The sequence below is a fragment of the Pollutimonas nitritireducens genome, from assembly GCF_002849615.1.
Taxonomy (GTDB): domain Bacteria; phylum Pseudomonadota; class Gammaproteobacteria; order Burkholderiales; family Burkholderiaceae_B; genus Pollutimonas; species Pollutimonas nitritireducens.
This window is the reverse complement of sequence record NZ_PDNV01000001.1, coordinates 420395-435209: the sequence shown is the minus strand read 5'-3', so window position 1 is coordinate 435209 and position 14815 is coordinate 420395. Positions and strand designations below refer to the sequence as shown.

The window sequence follows — 14815 nt, the reverse complement described above, 5'->3', positions numbered from 1 at the left end:
GGAAGCGTTCACGGCAACTCAAGCTCGGCAACCAGGGGAGCATGGTCGGATAGCTGCTTCCAGGGCGAACCGTGCAGCACCCGTGCACTGCGCACCGCGAAACCGCGCTGGTAGATACGGTCGAGACGCAGCCAGGGAAACGCGGCGGGAAAGGTGCGTGGCGGAGGAATCAGGCGCGCCGCCCCGTTGATGCCCAACTGATGTACTTGCTGGGCCAAAGGCAAAGGCTTGGGTAATGAACGCAAGCCGTCGCGCCAGCGCGCAACCGATCCACGCAAATTGCCGGGCTCGATATTTTGCGGCGCAATGGCAAACACTTCGTACAAACCCAATTGCTGGACGAACAATGGCGCCAGGCGATTGTTCCAGTCGTTGAAGTCGCCGGCGACGAGCACCGGCTCATCGTCCGGCACCAGCCGCTTGATCCGTTCGACCAGGGCGGCCACTTGTCGCGAACGCCCGCCGGCGAACAAACCCAGATGGACCACCAGGCAATGCACGGGTGTACTGCCGATTTCGACCACCGCGTGCAGGATCCCGCGCTGCTCCATCTTGTGATCGGAAATGTCCTGGTTTTCGTGTTTCAGAATGGGAAAACGCGATAGCAAGGCGTTGCCGTGATCGGTATGGTCGCGTACGGCGTTGCAACCATAGGCGGTTTCCATGCAAAGCACGGCGCCCAAGGACTCATGCTGGGCGTGAAGGCTGGACCGGGATTGATTGCGGCCCTGGACCTCCTGCAGAAAGGCCAGATCGGGGCCAAGGTTATAAAGCCCGAGCCGCAATTCTGCCAACGACTCACGGCTGCCCATTGCCGAGCGACCCTTGTGAATGTTATAGCTTACGACCCGGATTACCGACACTGCGGCCCCCTCTTGTTACTGCGCTGGTTTGGCTTCGGGGCTGCGCAAACGAATGTGCAGTTCGCGCAACTGTTTTTCGTCGACCGGAGAAGGCGCTTGCGTGAGCAGGCATTGGGCGCGTTGCGTCTTGGGGAACGCGATAACGTCGCGTATGGATTCCGCGCCCGCCATCATGGTGACCAGACGGTCCAGGCCGAATGCCACGCCGCCATGCGGTGGCGCACCGTACTGCAAGGCATCCAGCAGGAAACCGAATTTCTCGCGGGCTTCCTCGGGGCCGATATTCAGGGCACCAAACACTTTGCTTTGCACATCGGCACGATGGATACGCACCGAGCCGCCACCCACTTCCCAGCCGTTCAAGACCATATCATACGCCTTGGCCAGCGCTTGGCTGGGGTCAGTTTCCAGGAAGTTTTCATGACCGTCCTTGGGGCTGGTGAACGGATGATGCGCGGCGAAATAACGGCCCTCGTCCTCGTCATACTCGAACATGGGAAAATCGACCACCCACAGAGGTTTCCAGCCGGCCTCGAATAGTCCGGACTCCTTGCCGAACTCGCTATGACCGATTTTCACGCGTAACGCGCCAATGGCATCGTTGACGACCTTGGCCTTGTCGGCGCCGAAAAAGATCAGGTCGCCGCTCTGGGCGCCGGTGCGCTCGATAAGTTGCGTCAGGACGTCTACATGGATGTTCTTGACGATAGGCGACTGCAGCCCTTCAGGGATGGCAGCAGCGTCATTCACCTTGATATACGCCAGCCCCTTGGCGCCATATATGCCCACGAACTTGGTGTAAGCATCGATTTCGCTGCGGGGCATGGCGCCGCCGCCAGGCACACGCAAGGCCACGACGCGGCTGGCCGGATCGTTGGCTGGCGCGGAGAACACCTTGAAGTCCACTTCGCGCATCAGATCGCCAACGTCGACAAATTCCAGCTTGACGCGCAGGTCTGGTTTATCCGAACCGTAACGGAGCATCGCCTCTTCCCATGTCATGGTGGGGAAGGAGCTCGGCAATTCCACGTGCTGTACGCTGGAAAATACGTGACGGATCATGCCTTCGAATATCTCACGGATCTGTACTTCGTTCAGGAACGACGTTTCGCAATCGATCTGTGTGAATTCAGGCTGGCGATCGGCGCGCAGGTCTTCGTCGCGAAAGCACTTGGTGATCTGATAGTAGCGATCGAAGCCCGCCACCATCAACATCTGCTTGAACAACTGGGGCGATTGCGGCAAGGCAAAGAACTCGCCGGCATTCACGCGGGAAGGAACAAGGTAGTCGCGGGCACCTTCGGGCGTGCTCTTGGTGAGCATGGGGGTTTCAATATCGATGAAGCCCAGGTTATCCAGGAACTTGCGCACTTCGATGGAAACACGGTAACGCAACATCAGGTTACGCTGCATTTGCGGGCGGCGCAGATCTAGCACACGGTGTGTAAGCCGCGTCGTTTCGGACAAATTGTCGTCATCGAGCTGGAACGGCGGTGTCACCGACGCATTCAGGATCTCGATTTCACGGCACAGAATCTCGATGTCGCCAGAAGCCAGATCGGGGTTGCTGGTGCCTTCGGGCCGCTGGCGAACAAGGCCGGTAATGCGCACGCAGAACTCGTTGCGTATGGACTCGGCCGTCTTGAACGCTTCCTCGTTATCGGGATCCACCACAATCTGTGCCAGTCCGGCCCGATCGCGCAGATCGATGAAGATGACTCCGCCGTGGTCGCGGCGACGATGGACCCACCCGAACAAGGTTACTGTCTGGTTCAAATGGTCTTTATTGACCTCGCCGGTATAGCAGGTACGCATCAAGGATTACTCCGTTTATAAATTCTTGGAATGGATTCAGGGTTGATCGGTGCCGGGATGGCGCGCTTCATCGGCGCGATCAATATCGTGAGCAGCATCGATGATCGACACCGCCTCGTTGCCGGCCTCGAGGCCTTTAATGGAAACGGGCGCTACAACGCCCATGGAAACGATGTACTTCAGCGCCGCGTCGACACTCATATCGAGCACCTGGACTTCGTGGCGCGGCATCATCAGGAAAAAACCGGAAGTGGGATTGGGGGTCGTCGGCACGTAGATGCTGACATAATCGTCGCCCAGCTTTTCAGCCACTTCGCCCGTGGGGGCTCCGGTCAGGAATGCGATTGTCCATGCCCCGTGCCGGGGATACTGAACCAACACCGCCTCGCGGAAAGCCTGGCCATTCGGGGCAAGTATGGTATCGCTGACTTGCTTGACTGAGTTATAGATGGAGCGAACCAGTGGGATGCGTCCCAGCAGTTGTTCCCAGCGCTCGACGACCGCGCGGCCCAGGAAATTCGCCCCAAGCACGCCGGTAAGCAAAACCACGGCCACGACGAGTATGAGCTGGAATCCAGGTATGCGGTATCCGAACAGCGACTGCGACGACAAAAATGCCGGCACGACACTTTCAAGCGTGCTGAAAAGCAACGCAATCACCCACAGCGTGATGACTAGGGGGATCCAGATCAGCAGGCCGGTGATGAAGTATCGTTTGAAGAAACGCATGCGTTGCTTGTACTGCCCTGTCAGGTGGCGGCGGGGCCGGCCGGTGTCTTGGACGCGGTGGCGGACGGCGTTGCGGCGGGCGGCGTACCGGCGGCTGGCGACGCTGGCGTGCTACTGGGCGCAGCGTTGTCGCCGGCGCCACCCGCACCCTTGGCGCTATCGGCGGCTGTCGCACCGGCGGAACCCCCGCCATTATTGCGGAAATCGGTGACGTACCAGCCGGATCCTTTCAGCTGGAACCCGGCGGCCGTGACTTGTTTTGTGTAGGTACTCTGCCCACATTCGGGACAGTCTGTCAGGAGCGGATCCGACATTTTGCGCAAGACGTCCTGCGCATGTCCGCAGGCGCTACATTTATAAGCATAAATAGGCACGTAACAATCCCAAGAAAGTTTACCAAAGGAAAAACCCGCTTGCGGCCGCCCCGCCGTGCAAGAACGGGTAGACGCGGCGAAGCATAAAAATCCCTTAATTTTAGCCGGTTTTGTCAGCGGCCATTACCGGGATTCCATATTCACCGAGCCCACCCCTTAAAATGGCTGGGGCAACAGGAACATGCCGGCGGCGACCAGCGTCGGTATTGCCGCTGCCGCCAGCAGCTTCAGCGGCGAAATGGCGCCATCCGGAAAGGTGCCTTTCAATATCGAGAAGCCGGCGGGATTCGGTGCATTGGCAATCACGGTGAGTCCGCCGCCCGTTACCGCACCGGCCACCAGCATGTAGCGCCATATTTCATTGGTGCCCTCAACCAGCGACCCCAGATAAGTAAGTGCCGCGTTATCGGTCACGGCGGTAAGTGCGGTGGCTCCCCAGTACAGGACGATCGGCGAAAGGCCGGCCAGCAAGTCCTGCAACCACCATTTCTGCAGGCCGCCCAGCACCACCAGGCCGGCCAGGAAAAATCCCACCATCAGTCCTTCCCGGATCAGCAAAGGATTTTGATGCCGCTTATAGGCGTGCGCATACCCAATGAAGAGCATGAGGAAACCGAGGAAGATAACGGGATGGTGGGCGGAGATTACCACTCCCACAAGGAATACCAGGTGAATGGCGATTACTATCCAGGGCACTGGAGAACGCACAGGGGCGCCCTCGTCGACAGGACCAGGTCCTATGCTGCCATCCAGGAGATGGGCACGACAGATGAAAGTGAGTACCGCTGCGTTGATGATCACGGCAGCGGCGGCTCGCCATCCGAAGTGTGTTGCCATATAGGCCGTATCCCAACCAAAGGTCTGCGCGACCATAAGTACCGGCGGCGCGGCGTAGGCCGTGAGTACACCGCCTATGGAGACATTGACGAACAGCACGCCTATGGTCATGTACTTGAAGCCGGCCTGGCCGGGACGGCGAAAATAGGCATCACGCAACATCAGCGCGGCAAGCGTCATGGCCGCCGGCTCGGTAATGAATGAGCCCGCCAGCGGCACGAAGGCCATGGTCATGAAAAACATGGCAAGTTCATTGCGTACCGGCAGCATGCGGGACAAGGCCTTCACGAACATACCGACCACTTCAAGAATGGGGCGGCTCGCAGCCACGACCATGATGGCAAAGACAAATGCGGGTTCTGTGAAATTGCGAGTGTCGATATAGGCGACTGTTTCGCCTACCCCGGAGAGCAGTGCCATGATGGCAAGGAGGGCACACGCCCAGACACCGAATACGGCTTCCACTTCCGAGAGCAAATGCCACAGCCCGGCGTGCGCGCCGCCGCGGTTTGCCAGCCGCGCAAAGACAGGCACCGAGAAGGTGTGGATGATGGCCACCGCGAACACGGCGGTGGCCAGATACTCCATGAAATTAGGCATGTATCACGCTTCCAAATCCAAACAGACAGGTGCAAATTGTCGCACGAACTTACAGTCCCGGCCCGCCGAGCAGTTTTGAGATCGGGTGGAACGGGTTCACGCCACGCCAAGAATATAGTCGGCGCCCTTCTCGGCGATCATGATGGCTGGCGAATTGGTGTTGCCCGACGTAATGGTCGGCATGATGGATGCGTCGATCACACGCAATCCCTGTATGCCACGCACGCGCAACTGTGGATCGACCACTGCCAGGTCGTCGATGCCCATCTTGCAAGTGCCCACCGGATGAAAAATAGTGGTTCCGATATCGCCCGCCGCTTTCTCGAGATCGGCCTGGGATTCGAGTTGTGTGCCTGGCCGATACTCTTGCGGCCTGTACGGCGCCAGGGCTTCCTGCGACATGATCCTGCGCGTCAGCCGTATGCTGTCGGCGGCCACCCTGAGGTCCTCCGGTGTTTGCAGGTAATTGCACAGGATGGCCGGCGCATCGGCCGCATCCGGCGAGGTGATGGTGACATGTCCGCGGCTGGTCGGCCGGAGGTTGCAGACCGACGCCGTCATGGCAGGAAAGGCGTGCAAAGAATCGCCGAACTTCTCAAGCGATAAAGGCTGCACATGGTATTCGAGATTGGCTCGCGTTTGCTCCGGACCGGATCGGGCAAACGCGCCGAGCTGGGAGGGCGCCATGGTAAGCGGTCCGCGTTTCTGTATGGCGTATTGCAGCCCCATCAGCGATCGACCCCATAACGAAGCCGTCATGGTATTCAACGTTTTTGCACCCTGCACTTTATAGATGAGCCGCAACTGAAGATGGTCTTGAAGGTTCTGTCCGACCCCGGGCACATGCTGCACGACGGGTATGCCCAGCGATTGCAGGAGGGCACCCGGCCCTACGCCTGATACTTGCAGCAATTGTGCAGACCCGATGGAGCCCGATGAAAGGATGATTTCCGCCTTGGCGCGCGCGAGTTTTTTTTGTCCGTCATGCATGTAGCGCACGCCGTCAGCCTTGCGACCGTCAAAGACGATGCGCTCGGCCTGCGCACCCGTCAGCACGGTAAGATTCGGGCGGCGGATCACAGGATGCAGGAAAGCCTTTGCCGATGTCCAGCGCACGCCTCGCCGCTGATTCACCTCGAAATAGGCACAGCCCTCGTTATCGCCTCGATTGAAGTCCTCGATGGGCGGGATGCCGGCCTGCTGTGCCGCCCCGCGGAATGCGTCCAGGATTTTCCAGGAAAGACGCTGGCGTTCCACGCGCCATGTGCCCGACGCGCCATGGAATTCGCTTTCACCCGCATGATGATTTTCGACCCGTTTGAAGACCGGCAATACATCGTTCCAGCCCCACCCAGGGTTGCCAAGCGCCGCCCAGCCGTCATAGTCGGCGGCCTGTCCGCGCATGTAGATCATGCCGTTAATGGCCGAGGAACCTCCGAGCACCCTGCCGCGCGGATAGCCGAGTATGCGGTTATTGATGCCGGGGTCGGGCTGGGTGGTGTAGCACCAGTCACTGCGCGGATTGCCGATACAGTAAAGATAACCGACCGGTATGTTGATCCAGTGCCAGTTATCGCGCCCTCCGGCCTCGAGCAACAAGACCCGGTGAGCAGGGTTCGCGGACAAGCGATTCGCCAACAGGCAGCCGGCCGAACCCGCGCCCACAATGATGTAATCGAATTCCTGCGCAAGCTGTGCCGCTGCAGCGTCGATCATTTTTTGTCTCCCGCGGCTGGGCCGCTTGTTGTTATTTCCGTGACTGCATTCTAAACGGTGATCGTTCCCGCCAGTGCTGCGATAAGCAACAACACGCCTACGCCCATATTGGAGCGGAACAGCATGAAATTGCGTTCCGGGCGGGCCAGGTCGAAAACCCGCATCTGCCAGGAAAAGTGTGCAGCGATCCCGGCCATGACCAGATAATAAGGCCAGCCCATCTGCATGGCGGAACCGGCCCATACCCATAGCGCGACCGTCGCGACGTAAAAGCCGCTGATCCAGATCTTGCCCTTGTCGTTGAAACGCAGCGCCGTCGAATGCAATCCCAGCCGTTTGTCATCCCTTACGTCGACATAGGCATAAATAGAGTCGTAGCCGACCTGCCACAATACCGCGCCCAGCCACATGGCAACGGCCGAAAGCGGGACACTGTTCTGAGTATCGGACCATGCCATGAGCATGCCCCAATTGAAACCTATTCCCAGCACCACCTGCGGCCAATAGGTAAATCGCTTGCACAGCGGATAGATGATGACGATAGGCATCAGCGCAATGGCCAGCCATCGACTGTACTCGTTCAGAGCCAGCAGCAGCATTGCGCACACAACAAGTTGCGCCAGCACAAACCACAACGCGTTCTTCAGCGTGATCTGCCCGCTGGTTAGCGGCCTAAAACGGGTGCGCTCGACTTTCTTGTCGATATCGCGATCGAAAATATCGTTGAAACAGCATCCGATGCCGCGCATCAACAGTGCGCCGAGGGAAAAGATAAAGATTCGGAATAACGTGGGCCAACCATCGGCAGCCTGGACCAGGGCGGCCATGCAAGGCAGCAGCGTAAGCCAGGTTCCCACTGGTCGATCCAGGCGGCACAGGCGCGCGTAGGGGCCCCAGGACCGTGGCAACCACCGCTCTACCCAGTCGTCTGGCCGCATATCGGATAGATCGGGCGAAGTCCCCGAACCCGAGGCGGGTTTCTGGGTGGAGTCTGAAAAAGAAGGTGTCATTGCACTATAAGAACGGGATTGCAGGCGGAAAGCACCCGCGCGCCGCGGGCCAAAAGGAATCACGTGGAATCACGTCGATTCGACTCCGATGATTCTACCTCGTATGCAACCCGTTGCCGATCAGGACACGTCGCCCGGTCGCGCCAGGTAAGCGATGAGTTCCGGTACAGCGGCCTGGGCCATCCCGGCGTCACTGGCTTCGGCAAAGACCCGCTGGATAGCCGACGCCGCCGCGCGCGGCGCACCCACGTCGTCGGCCATGGCCGTGTAATAGCCCATGTCCTTGAGTGCATTGGAAATGGAAAAGCGAAAGCCCGAGGCATCGCCTGTTTCGATATAGGGACGAAGTCGATTGAGCACGACCGCTCCCCCTCCACCATTGTGCAAGACATCTGCGAACACTTGCGCATCTACGCCGGCGAGCCTGGCACAAGCGGCTGCCTCGGCAAGCACCGTCGAAAATCCCAGCGATACGAAATTGTGCAAAAGCTTAAGCTGGTGGCCGGCCCCCACCTTGCCGGCGTAGACAATATTCTCGGCATAAGCCTGCAATATGGGAAGGCAGCGGTCGAATAAGTCGCGTTCGCCCCCTACGATCAGGTTCAGCCTGCCTTCGGCCGCCTCTTTGGGCGTGCGCGTCATGGGCGCGTCAAGGAACTGCCCGCCCGCTTGCTGCACGGCTTCCGCAATCTTTACCGTGGAGGAAGGAATGGCCGTTGAACAATCGATGACAATGACACCGGGCTGCATGCCCTCGAGCAACCCCTCTTTCCTGAACAGCACGTCCTCGACCTGCGGCGTGCCGGTAACGCAGAGAATCACGACGTCCACCGCCTGTGCCAATGCCACCGCCGTATCGATCGTTGTTGCTCCGGCGGCGATCAGATCGTCAAGCGGCTGATTGCCTGCGTGTTCGAGCACGGTCAAGCCATACCCATTGCGCAAAAGACTGGCAGCTATGCCATGGCCCATCAAACCGACGCCTATCAGGCCTATACGTGTTTCATTCATTTCAGTTTCTCGTTGTATGAGATGTTGATCTTGTTGTGTGCGACGCCGACCGGAGCACCGGACCTCGACGGCGTCGCACCGGCGTTCAGGATTCAGGCAGCGCTTCTGTTGCGCAGACCGCCAGCGCAGATGTACTTGATTTCCAGATAATCATCGAGTCCATACTTGGAGCCTTCCCGGCCGACTCCCGACTCCTTGGTGCCGCCGAAAGGGGCCAGTTCTGTCGAAATGATGCCTTCGTTTACGCCCACAATGCCGCACTCCAGCGCTTCGGCCACCCGCCATGAACGCTCGTAATCCGTCGTAAAGAAATAAGCGGCCAGGCCGAATGGCGTGTCATTGGCCATCGAGACAGCCTCTTGTTCGGTCGAAAAACGGATCAACGGCGCAACCGGCCCGAACGTTTCCTCCTGCATCAGCTTGGAATTCTTCGATACGTCAAGCAGGATGGTAGGCTGGAAGAACAAGCCGCCCAAGGCATGGGCCTGCCCGCCCGTCAATACGCTGGCGCCTTGCGACAAGGCATCGCTGATGTGTTCCTGGACTTTACTGATGGCGGCGTCATCGATCAGCGGACCGAGGTCTACGTTGTCCGCCATGCCGTTGCCCACCTTCTGGGCTTCCACGACCTCTTTGAGTCGCGCCGCAAACGCATCGTAGATGCCTTCCTGCACGAATATTCGGTTGGCGCATACGCACGTCTGCCCGGCATTGCGGAATTTGGAGGCCATGACACCCGCCACCGCCTGTTCCAGATCGGCGTCGTCGAACACGATGAATGGCGCGTTACCTCCCAGTTCCATCGACACCTTTTTCATCGTGGGGGCGCATTGAGCCATAAGCTCTTTGCCCACGCTGGTGGAGCCTGTGAACGACAGTTTGCGCACCAGTGGGTTGCCGGTCAGTTCGCCGCCGACCACCGATGAATTGCCCGTCACGACGTTGAACACGCCCGCCGGTATGCCGGCCTCCGCCGCCAATTCGGCAAGTGCCAGTGCGGAATAGGGAGTGGCCGTGGCCGGTTTGACCACGATCGTGCATCCGGCTGCCAAGGCCGCACCCGCCTTGCGCGTGATCATGGCATTGGGAAAATTCCACGGTGTGATGGCGGCGACCACACCCACCGGCTGCTTGATCACAATGATGCGCTTGTCATTGGTGGCCGCCGGAATCACGTCGCCATACGTACGCTTGGCTTCTTCGGCGAACCATTCAAGGAATGAGGACCCGTAGGCAATTTCGCCGCGCGACTCTTTCAAGGGTTTGCCTTGTTCCAGGGTAAGAATGGTTGCCAGGTCTTCCTGATGCGCCATGCATAAATCGTACCAGCGCCTGATCAATCTGGAACGATCCTTCCCACTTTTTTCCCGCCAGGCAGGCAAGGCATTGTTGGCGGCTTCGATGGCATTGCGTACATCGGCGGCAGACAGCCTGGGCACGCTGCCCAGGGTACTGCCGTCCGCAGGGTTGCTGACGCTGACCGAACTTCCATCAGAGGCGCCTATCCACTGGCCGTCTACGTGGCATTGCTGGCGAAAAAGAGTTGGGCGATCGAGTTTCATGGTTAATCCTTTCAAGTAATCATGCGAGAAGATTCGGGGGCCTGCGGCCGTGCATCAGATCGTCAAGGCCGTTAATTAAAAGCCACCCCATTGCATCCCTGGTCTCGTGTGTTGCGCTACCTATATGAGGCGTAAGAAATACATTGTCCAATGTGCGATAGCGCGGATCGATCAGGGGCTCGTTGGCGAACACATCCAATCCGGCAGCGAAGATCTGATTTGAAACCAGTGCGGCAATCAGTGCATCGTCCACGATCAGATCTCCACGGGAAATGTTAACCACCACGGCATTGGCGGGCAACAGGGCAATTCGGCTGGCGTTTATAGCTCCCTTGATCCCCGGGGAACCCGGGGCTGCAATCATGAGAATATCGGCCACCTTCACCGCCTCGTCGAGCGTGGCGTGATAGATAGCGCCGCGCTCTTGTTCCGGCGCCAGGCGACTGCGGTTGTGATAGTGGATTTCCAAGCCGAATGGACGCGCCCGGGCTGCAATTTCCCGGCCGATACGCCCCATTCCAAAGATAACGAGCCGCCTTCCAGTCAGACCCCGTCCCAGGAGCTGCGTAGGACTCCAGCCAGGCCACTGATTGCTTCGAACCATACGATCCGCCTCGTAGCCACGGCGGCAGGCATTGAGCATGAGCATCATGGCAATTTCGGCGCACGCGTCACTCAACACGTCCGGCGTATGGAGAATCTTTATTCCCATTGCCCGCGCGACAGCTACGTCGATATGGTCATAACCCACCGACAGCGTTGCCACTGACTTCAACGTTGGCGACAAGGCCTGCAGCACCGGCGCCGAGATGGTCTCGGTGGCACTTACAAAAAGTACCTGCGCGCCGCGTGCATTGGCGATGATACGGTCGGGCGGCAAAATGGAATCATCTTCATTCTTGCGTAAATCATAGCGATCCTGCATCGCGGCTTCCACCGTTGGCGTAAAACGTCGGCATAGATAGGCGCGAGGCAATTCCTGAGCATTCATTTTTCTGTCGTCGAGAATAACGGTTATTTATAATACCAATTTATATGATGAGTTTGTCAATCAAATTCGTCGAAATGGTATTATGTTCCTATAACGGCACAGGAGAAAGCGGACATGCTCAAGGCTCCAAACAGCGTTCAAAAAGACAAGACAGAGATGACGCTGGCCGATCGCGTCACCCACATCCTGGAAAGCCAGATACGTAGCGGTGCTTATCCGGTCAATGCCCGGTTGCCCACCGAGCAATTCATGACGAAAGAGTACGGTGTCAGCCGTACCGTAATACGCGAAGCAATATCCCGGCTCAAGTCAGAAGGCCTGGTCGAGACGCGCCAGGGCAGCGGCACCGTGGTGCTGGATCCAAAAACCAGCGAAGCCTTCCGCCTGGGACTGCCCGACGACAATCCCGCAAGAGGCGTGCTGCGTATCATCGAACTGCGCCGAGGGATAGAAGCCGAAATGGCGGCACTGGCCGCCGAACGGCGCAGCGAAATGCAGATGACCGAGATCAATAAGGCGCTGGCGCATATTGAAGAAGCCGTGCAACTGGGTGGCGATGGCGTGGCTGAAGACCTGGCATTCCATATTGCAATTTCCCGGGCAGCGAACAATCCGCATTACACCGAGTTGTTGGGCCTGCTGACCCGGGCCTTGCACGACGCCATCCGCGTCACGCGAGGCAATGAAGCCCAACGAACCGACCTCGCCGACGACGTACGGGCCGAACACGAGGCCATTCGGGCTGCCATCGAGGCGCGCGAGGTCGATAGCGCAAGGATGGCAGCTTTCCGTCACATGGAAAACACGGCGCGACGAATAGAGAACGTTGACGAAAGCTATTGGAACGGAGCTAGCGGCGCGGCCGCCCACAGACTGGCACGCGCCAATCTCGGTACTGTCGTACGCCAGCAGAAAAACACTAAGCGCACGACCAGATCCTGAGCATTCGTTCTGGGCGGCCTGTACTGCCCGCGTTTGTCTTCAGATCAATTCACCGCCATTGTTTCTTTTGTTGTGTGATATATTCGTCATACAATTTATCGAAGACAGTTCTCTGGCCACGTTCATCGGGCCGGTGCATTGATCTGATGAGGAGACAAGAATGAGCACTCAGCGTGGCACTTCCCTCTGCAACGGCGGCTACACATGAACCAGACGACTCGGCCCCTGGTTGTCCTGACTGATCAGATCCATTCCGATGCCTACCGCTACTTGTGCGACAACGCGGAAGTCACCATCCTCGACCCGGCATTACCCCCGGACCAAGCCAATGTCGCCCTGCGTCGCGCGCTCGCCCATGCCCAGGGACTGATCGTCCGGCGCCAGCTGCCCGGCGACATTTTCGAGGGCCAGCACGACTTGCGCGGCGTACTCCGCCATGGCGTCGGCCTGGATTTCATTCCGGTCGCAGCGGCCACGTCAAAAAAGCTTCCTGTAGCGAACACGCCGGAGGTCAATGCGAATTCCGTAGCCGAATATGCGATCGGCGCCATGCTGGCTATGACGCGCCGCTTTGCCGAGTTTGACCAGAACGTACGGGACGGCAATTGGGGTGCGCGTCGCCACGCCGGCGAACTTACCTTCGAATTAAAGAGCCGTTGCGTCGGGATCGTTGGCTTCGGCGCTATTGGGAAGCGATTGGCAGAAATCGCCTTTCACGGTTTTGGCATGCGGGTCATCGCGTATACCAGGACCCCTTCCAAACTGCCAGCACATGTGAAGAGCGCTGGCTTGAAGGCCTTGTTCTCCACCAGTGACTACATTGTTCTGGCTTGCCCATTGACCGAGACAACCAGAGGAATGATCAATGCCGATGTACTGGCACATGCCAAGCCAAATGTCATGTTGATCAACGTGGCTCGCGGACCAGTAGTCAATGAAAGGGATCTTGCCGCCGCACTCGAATCGGGGCAAATCGCCTCTGCCGCCCTTGACGTTTTTGAAGTTCAGCCCCTGCCGGCGACCAGCCGCTTACGGGCACATCCTGGCGTGATGCTTACGCCTCATCTGGCCGGCATGACCATGGACGCGGAACGCGCCATGGGAATGCTGGCTGTGCAGACACAGCTTGCGCTGATCCGAGGCGAACGTCCCGCGAACGTCGTCAACGCTGAAATCTATACCTAAAGCCTGGAGAACTAATGAAAATAACCCGCATTACTGCCATTCCTTTGTCCTACCGCCTTCCGGAAGGCAAGACTGTAACCATGGGGGTGGGCAGCACCCTCAAGCGCGATGCCATCATCATTCGTGTTGAAACGTCCGAAGGAGTCATTGGCTACGGCGAGTCGCACCCCGGCCGCAGCCCTGGCGCCATCATAAGCTTGATCCATAATACGCTGGCACCTTTGCTGCAAGGCATGGACGCCAGCGATGTGGTGGGGGCGTGGCAACGGGTGCACCGCATGCAATTTTCCAGCCATGGACTTGGCGCCGGGGCGGCCCTGGCCCATTCCGGCATCGACATGGCCTTGTGGGACATACGCGGCAAAGCTGCAAATATGCCGCTATATAAACTTCTGGGCGGCTCGCAACGCCGCATTCCGGCCTACGCTGGCGGCATTTCCATGGGTTATCAGCCTGCCGCAGCGCTGGCTGAAGAAGCGCAGGGATACGTAGACGCTGGATACAAGGCAGTCAAGCTTCGCCTGGGCGATACCGTGAAGGACGATATCGGGCGTGCGACGCATGTGCGTAAAGTGCTCGGCGACGATATCGATATTCTCACCGACGCCAACACGGCATACACCATCGCCCAGGTACGCCGCGTACTGCCGGCGCTGGCCGATATTAAAGCCGGCTGGCTGGAGGAACCCTTTGCTTGCAATGACTTTGCCTCATATCGCGAAGCGGCACGCATCACTCCCCTGGTGCCCATTGCGGCCGGCGAAAACCACTTCACACGTTTTGAATTCGCACAGATGCTGGAAGCAGGGGCCGTACAAGTGTGGCAACCCGACTTGTCCAAGACAGGAGGCATTACCGAAGGCGTTCGTATCGCTGCCCTGGCCTCCGCTTTCCGGATTCCGGTACACGCGCATAGTTCCGCAACCGGACTGAATCATGCCGCGACGCTGCACTTCTTGGCGGCAACCGAGAATGCCGGCTATTTCGAGGCATGCGTGTCGAAGTTCAACCCTTTCCGCGACATGTTCGGCAGCACCTTCCAGATCGGCGCCGATGGTTGCGTGGAGCCTCCGTCCGGTCCCGGCCTGGGCGTAGAGGTCGACGAAGCGATATTCAAGGATTTTCCTTTGATAGATGGACCAGGCTATGTCGTGAAATTCTAAAACAAAGGCCAAAGGGC

The 14815-nt window shown here is 58.6% G+C and carries 13 protein-coding genes; 3 read left to right on the top strand and 10 right to left on the bottom strand.

Annotated features, from left to right (window positions below; all coding sequences use genetic code 11):
- Positions 1 to 8: 8 nt before the first annotated feature.
- The 10 genes from CR155_RS02070 to CR155_RS02025 form a co-directional block, all read right to left on the bottom strand.
- Positions 9 to 863, bottom strand: a complete 855-nt coding sequence (locus CR155_RS02070) for an endonuclease/exonuclease/phosphatase family protein (protein ID WP_102068329.1) — start codon at positions 861 to 863, stop codon at positions 9 to 11.
- Between the two features lie 15 nt (positions 864 to 878).
- Positions 879 to 2678 (bottom strand): aspartate--tRNA ligase, encoded by a 1800-nt coding sequence (gene aspS / locus CR155_RS02065; protein WP_102068328.1) that lies wholly within the window; start codon positions 2676 to 2678, stop codon positions 879 to 881.
- Positions 2679 to 2714: 36 nt separating this feature from the next.
- Positions 2715 to 3407, bottom strand: a complete 693-nt coding sequence (locus CR155_RS02060) for a DUF502 domain-containing protein (RefSeq protein WP_102068327.1) — start codon at positions 3405 to 3407, stop codon at positions 2715 to 2717.
- Positions 3408 to 3427: 20 nt separating this feature from the next.
- Complete coding sequence (locus tag CR155_RS02055; RefSeq protein WP_102068326.1) at positions 3428 to 3781, bottom strand: FmdB family zinc ribbon protein; 354 nt, start codon at positions 3779 to 3781, stop codon at positions 3428 to 3430.
- Positions 3782 to 3937: 156 nt separating this feature from the next.
- The gene (locus tag CR155_RS02050) at positions 3938 to 5218 is read right to left on the bottom strand and encodes a putative Na+/H+ antiporter (RefSeq protein ID WP_102068325.1); all 1281 of its coding nucleotides are present in this window, start codon (positions 5216 to 5218) and stop codon (positions 3938 to 3940) included.
- Between the two features lie 96 nt (positions 5219 to 5314).
- On the bottom strand, positions 5315 to 6934 hold the full coding sequence (locus CR155_RS02045) for a GMC family oxidoreductase (RefSeq protein WP_102068324.1): 1620 nt from the start codon (positions 6932 to 6934) through the stop codon (positions 5315 to 5317).
- A 50-nt stretch (positions 6935 to 6984) separates the two neighbouring features.
- The gene (gene ubiA, locus CR155_RS02040) at positions 6985 to 7944 is read right to left on the bottom strand and encodes a 4-hydroxybenzoate octaprenyltransferase (protein WP_102068323.1); all 960 of its coding nucleotides are present in this window, start codon (positions 7942 to 7944) and stop codon (positions 6985 to 6987) included.
- A 120-nt stretch (positions 7945 to 8064) separates the two neighbouring features.
- The gene (locus CR155_RS02035) at positions 8065 to 8973 is read right to left on the bottom strand and encodes an NAD(P)-dependent oxidoreductase (RefSeq protein ID WP_369406165.1); all 909 of its coding nucleotides are present in this window, start codon (positions 8971 to 8973) and stop codon (positions 8065 to 8067) included.
- Between the two features lie 74 nt (positions 8974 to 9047).
- Positions 9048 to 10517 (bottom strand): NAD-dependent succinate-semialdehyde dehydrogenase, encoded by a 1470-nt coding sequence (locus CR155_RS02030; RefSeq protein ID WP_102068321.1) that lies wholly within the window; start codon positions 10515 to 10517, stop codon positions 9048 to 9050.
- A 19-nt stretch (positions 10518 to 10536) separates the two neighbouring features.
- The gene (locus CR155_RS02025; protein ID WP_102068320.1) at positions 10537 to 11508 is read right to left on the bottom strand and encodes a 2-hydroxyacid dehydrogenase; all 972 of its coding nucleotides are present in this window, start codon (positions 11506 to 11508) and stop codon (positions 10537 to 10539) included.
- A 114-nt stretch (positions 11509 to 11622) separates the two neighbouring features.
- Here CR155_RS02025 and CR155_RS02020 point away from each other — a divergent pair, with 114 nt between their 5' ends.
- The 3 genes from CR155_RS02020 to CR155_RS02010 all read left to right on the top strand — a co-directional run bounded on the left by CR155_RS02020 (position 11623) and on the right by CR155_RS02010 (position 14798).
- Complete coding sequence (locus CR155_RS02020; RefSeq protein WP_102068319.1) at positions 11623 to 12450, top strand: FadR/GntR family transcriptional regulator; 828 nt, start codon at positions 11623 to 11625, stop codon at positions 12448 to 12450.
- 204 nt (positions 12451 to 12654) lie between these two features.
- Positions 12655 to 13635, top strand: a complete 981-nt coding sequence (locus CR155_RS02015) for a hydroxyacid dehydrogenase (protein ID WP_102068318.1) — start codon at positions 12655 to 12657, stop codon at positions 13633 to 13635.
- 14 nt (positions 13636 to 13649) lie between these two features.
- Positions 13650 to 14798, top strand: coding sequence for a mandelate racemase/muconate lactonizing enzyme family protein (locus tag CR155_RS02010; protein ID WP_102068317.1), 1149 nt, complete (start codon positions 13650 to 13652; stop codon positions 14796 to 14798).
- Positions 14799 to 14815: the final 17 nt, after the last annotated feature.

What these genes read in the sequence shown, in the direction of transcription:
- CR155_RS02025 (WP_102068320.1), bottom strand. Translation starts at nt 11,508, where the DNA reads ATGAATGCTCAGGAATTGCCTCGCGCCTATCTATGCCGACGTTTTACG.
- CR155_RS02015 (WP_102068318.1), top strand. Translation starts at nt 12,655, where the DNA reads ATGAACCAGACGACTCGGCCCCTGGTTGTCCTGACTGATCAGATCCAT.
- CR155_RS02060 (WP_102068327.1), bottom strand. Translation starts at nt 3,407, where the DNA reads ATGCGTTTCTTCAAACGATACTTCATCACCGGCCTGCTGATCTGGATC.
- CR155_RS02050 (WP_102068325.1), bottom strand. Translation starts at nt 5,218, where the DNA reads ATGCCTAATTTCATGGAGTATCTGGCCACCGCCGTGTTCGCGGTGGCC.
- ubiA (WP_102068323.1), bottom strand. Translation starts at nt 7,944, where the DNA reads ATGACACCTTCTTTTTCAGACTCCACCCAGAAACCCGCCTCGGGTTCG.
- CR155_RS02045 (WP_102068324.1), bottom strand. Translation starts at nt 6,934, where the DNA reads ATGATCGACGCTGCAGCGGCACAGCTTGCGCAGGAATTCGATTACATC.
- CR155_RS02020 (WP_102068319.1), top strand. Translation starts at nt 11,623, where the DNA reads ATGCTCAAGGCTCCAAACAGCGTTCAAAAAGACAAGACAGAGATGACG.
- CR155_RS02030 (WP_102068321.1), bottom strand. Translation starts at nt 10,517, where the DNA reads ATGAAACTCGATCGCCCAACTCTTTTTCGCCAGCAATGCCACGTAGAC.
- aspS (WP_102068328.1), bottom strand. Translation starts at nt 2,678, where the DNA reads ATGCGTACCTGCTATACCGGCGAGGTCAATAAAGACCATTTGAACCAG.
- CR155_RS02010 (WP_102068317.1), top strand. Translation starts at nt 13,650, where the DNA reads ATGAAAATAACCCGCATTACTGCCATTCCTTTGTCCTACCGCCTTCCG.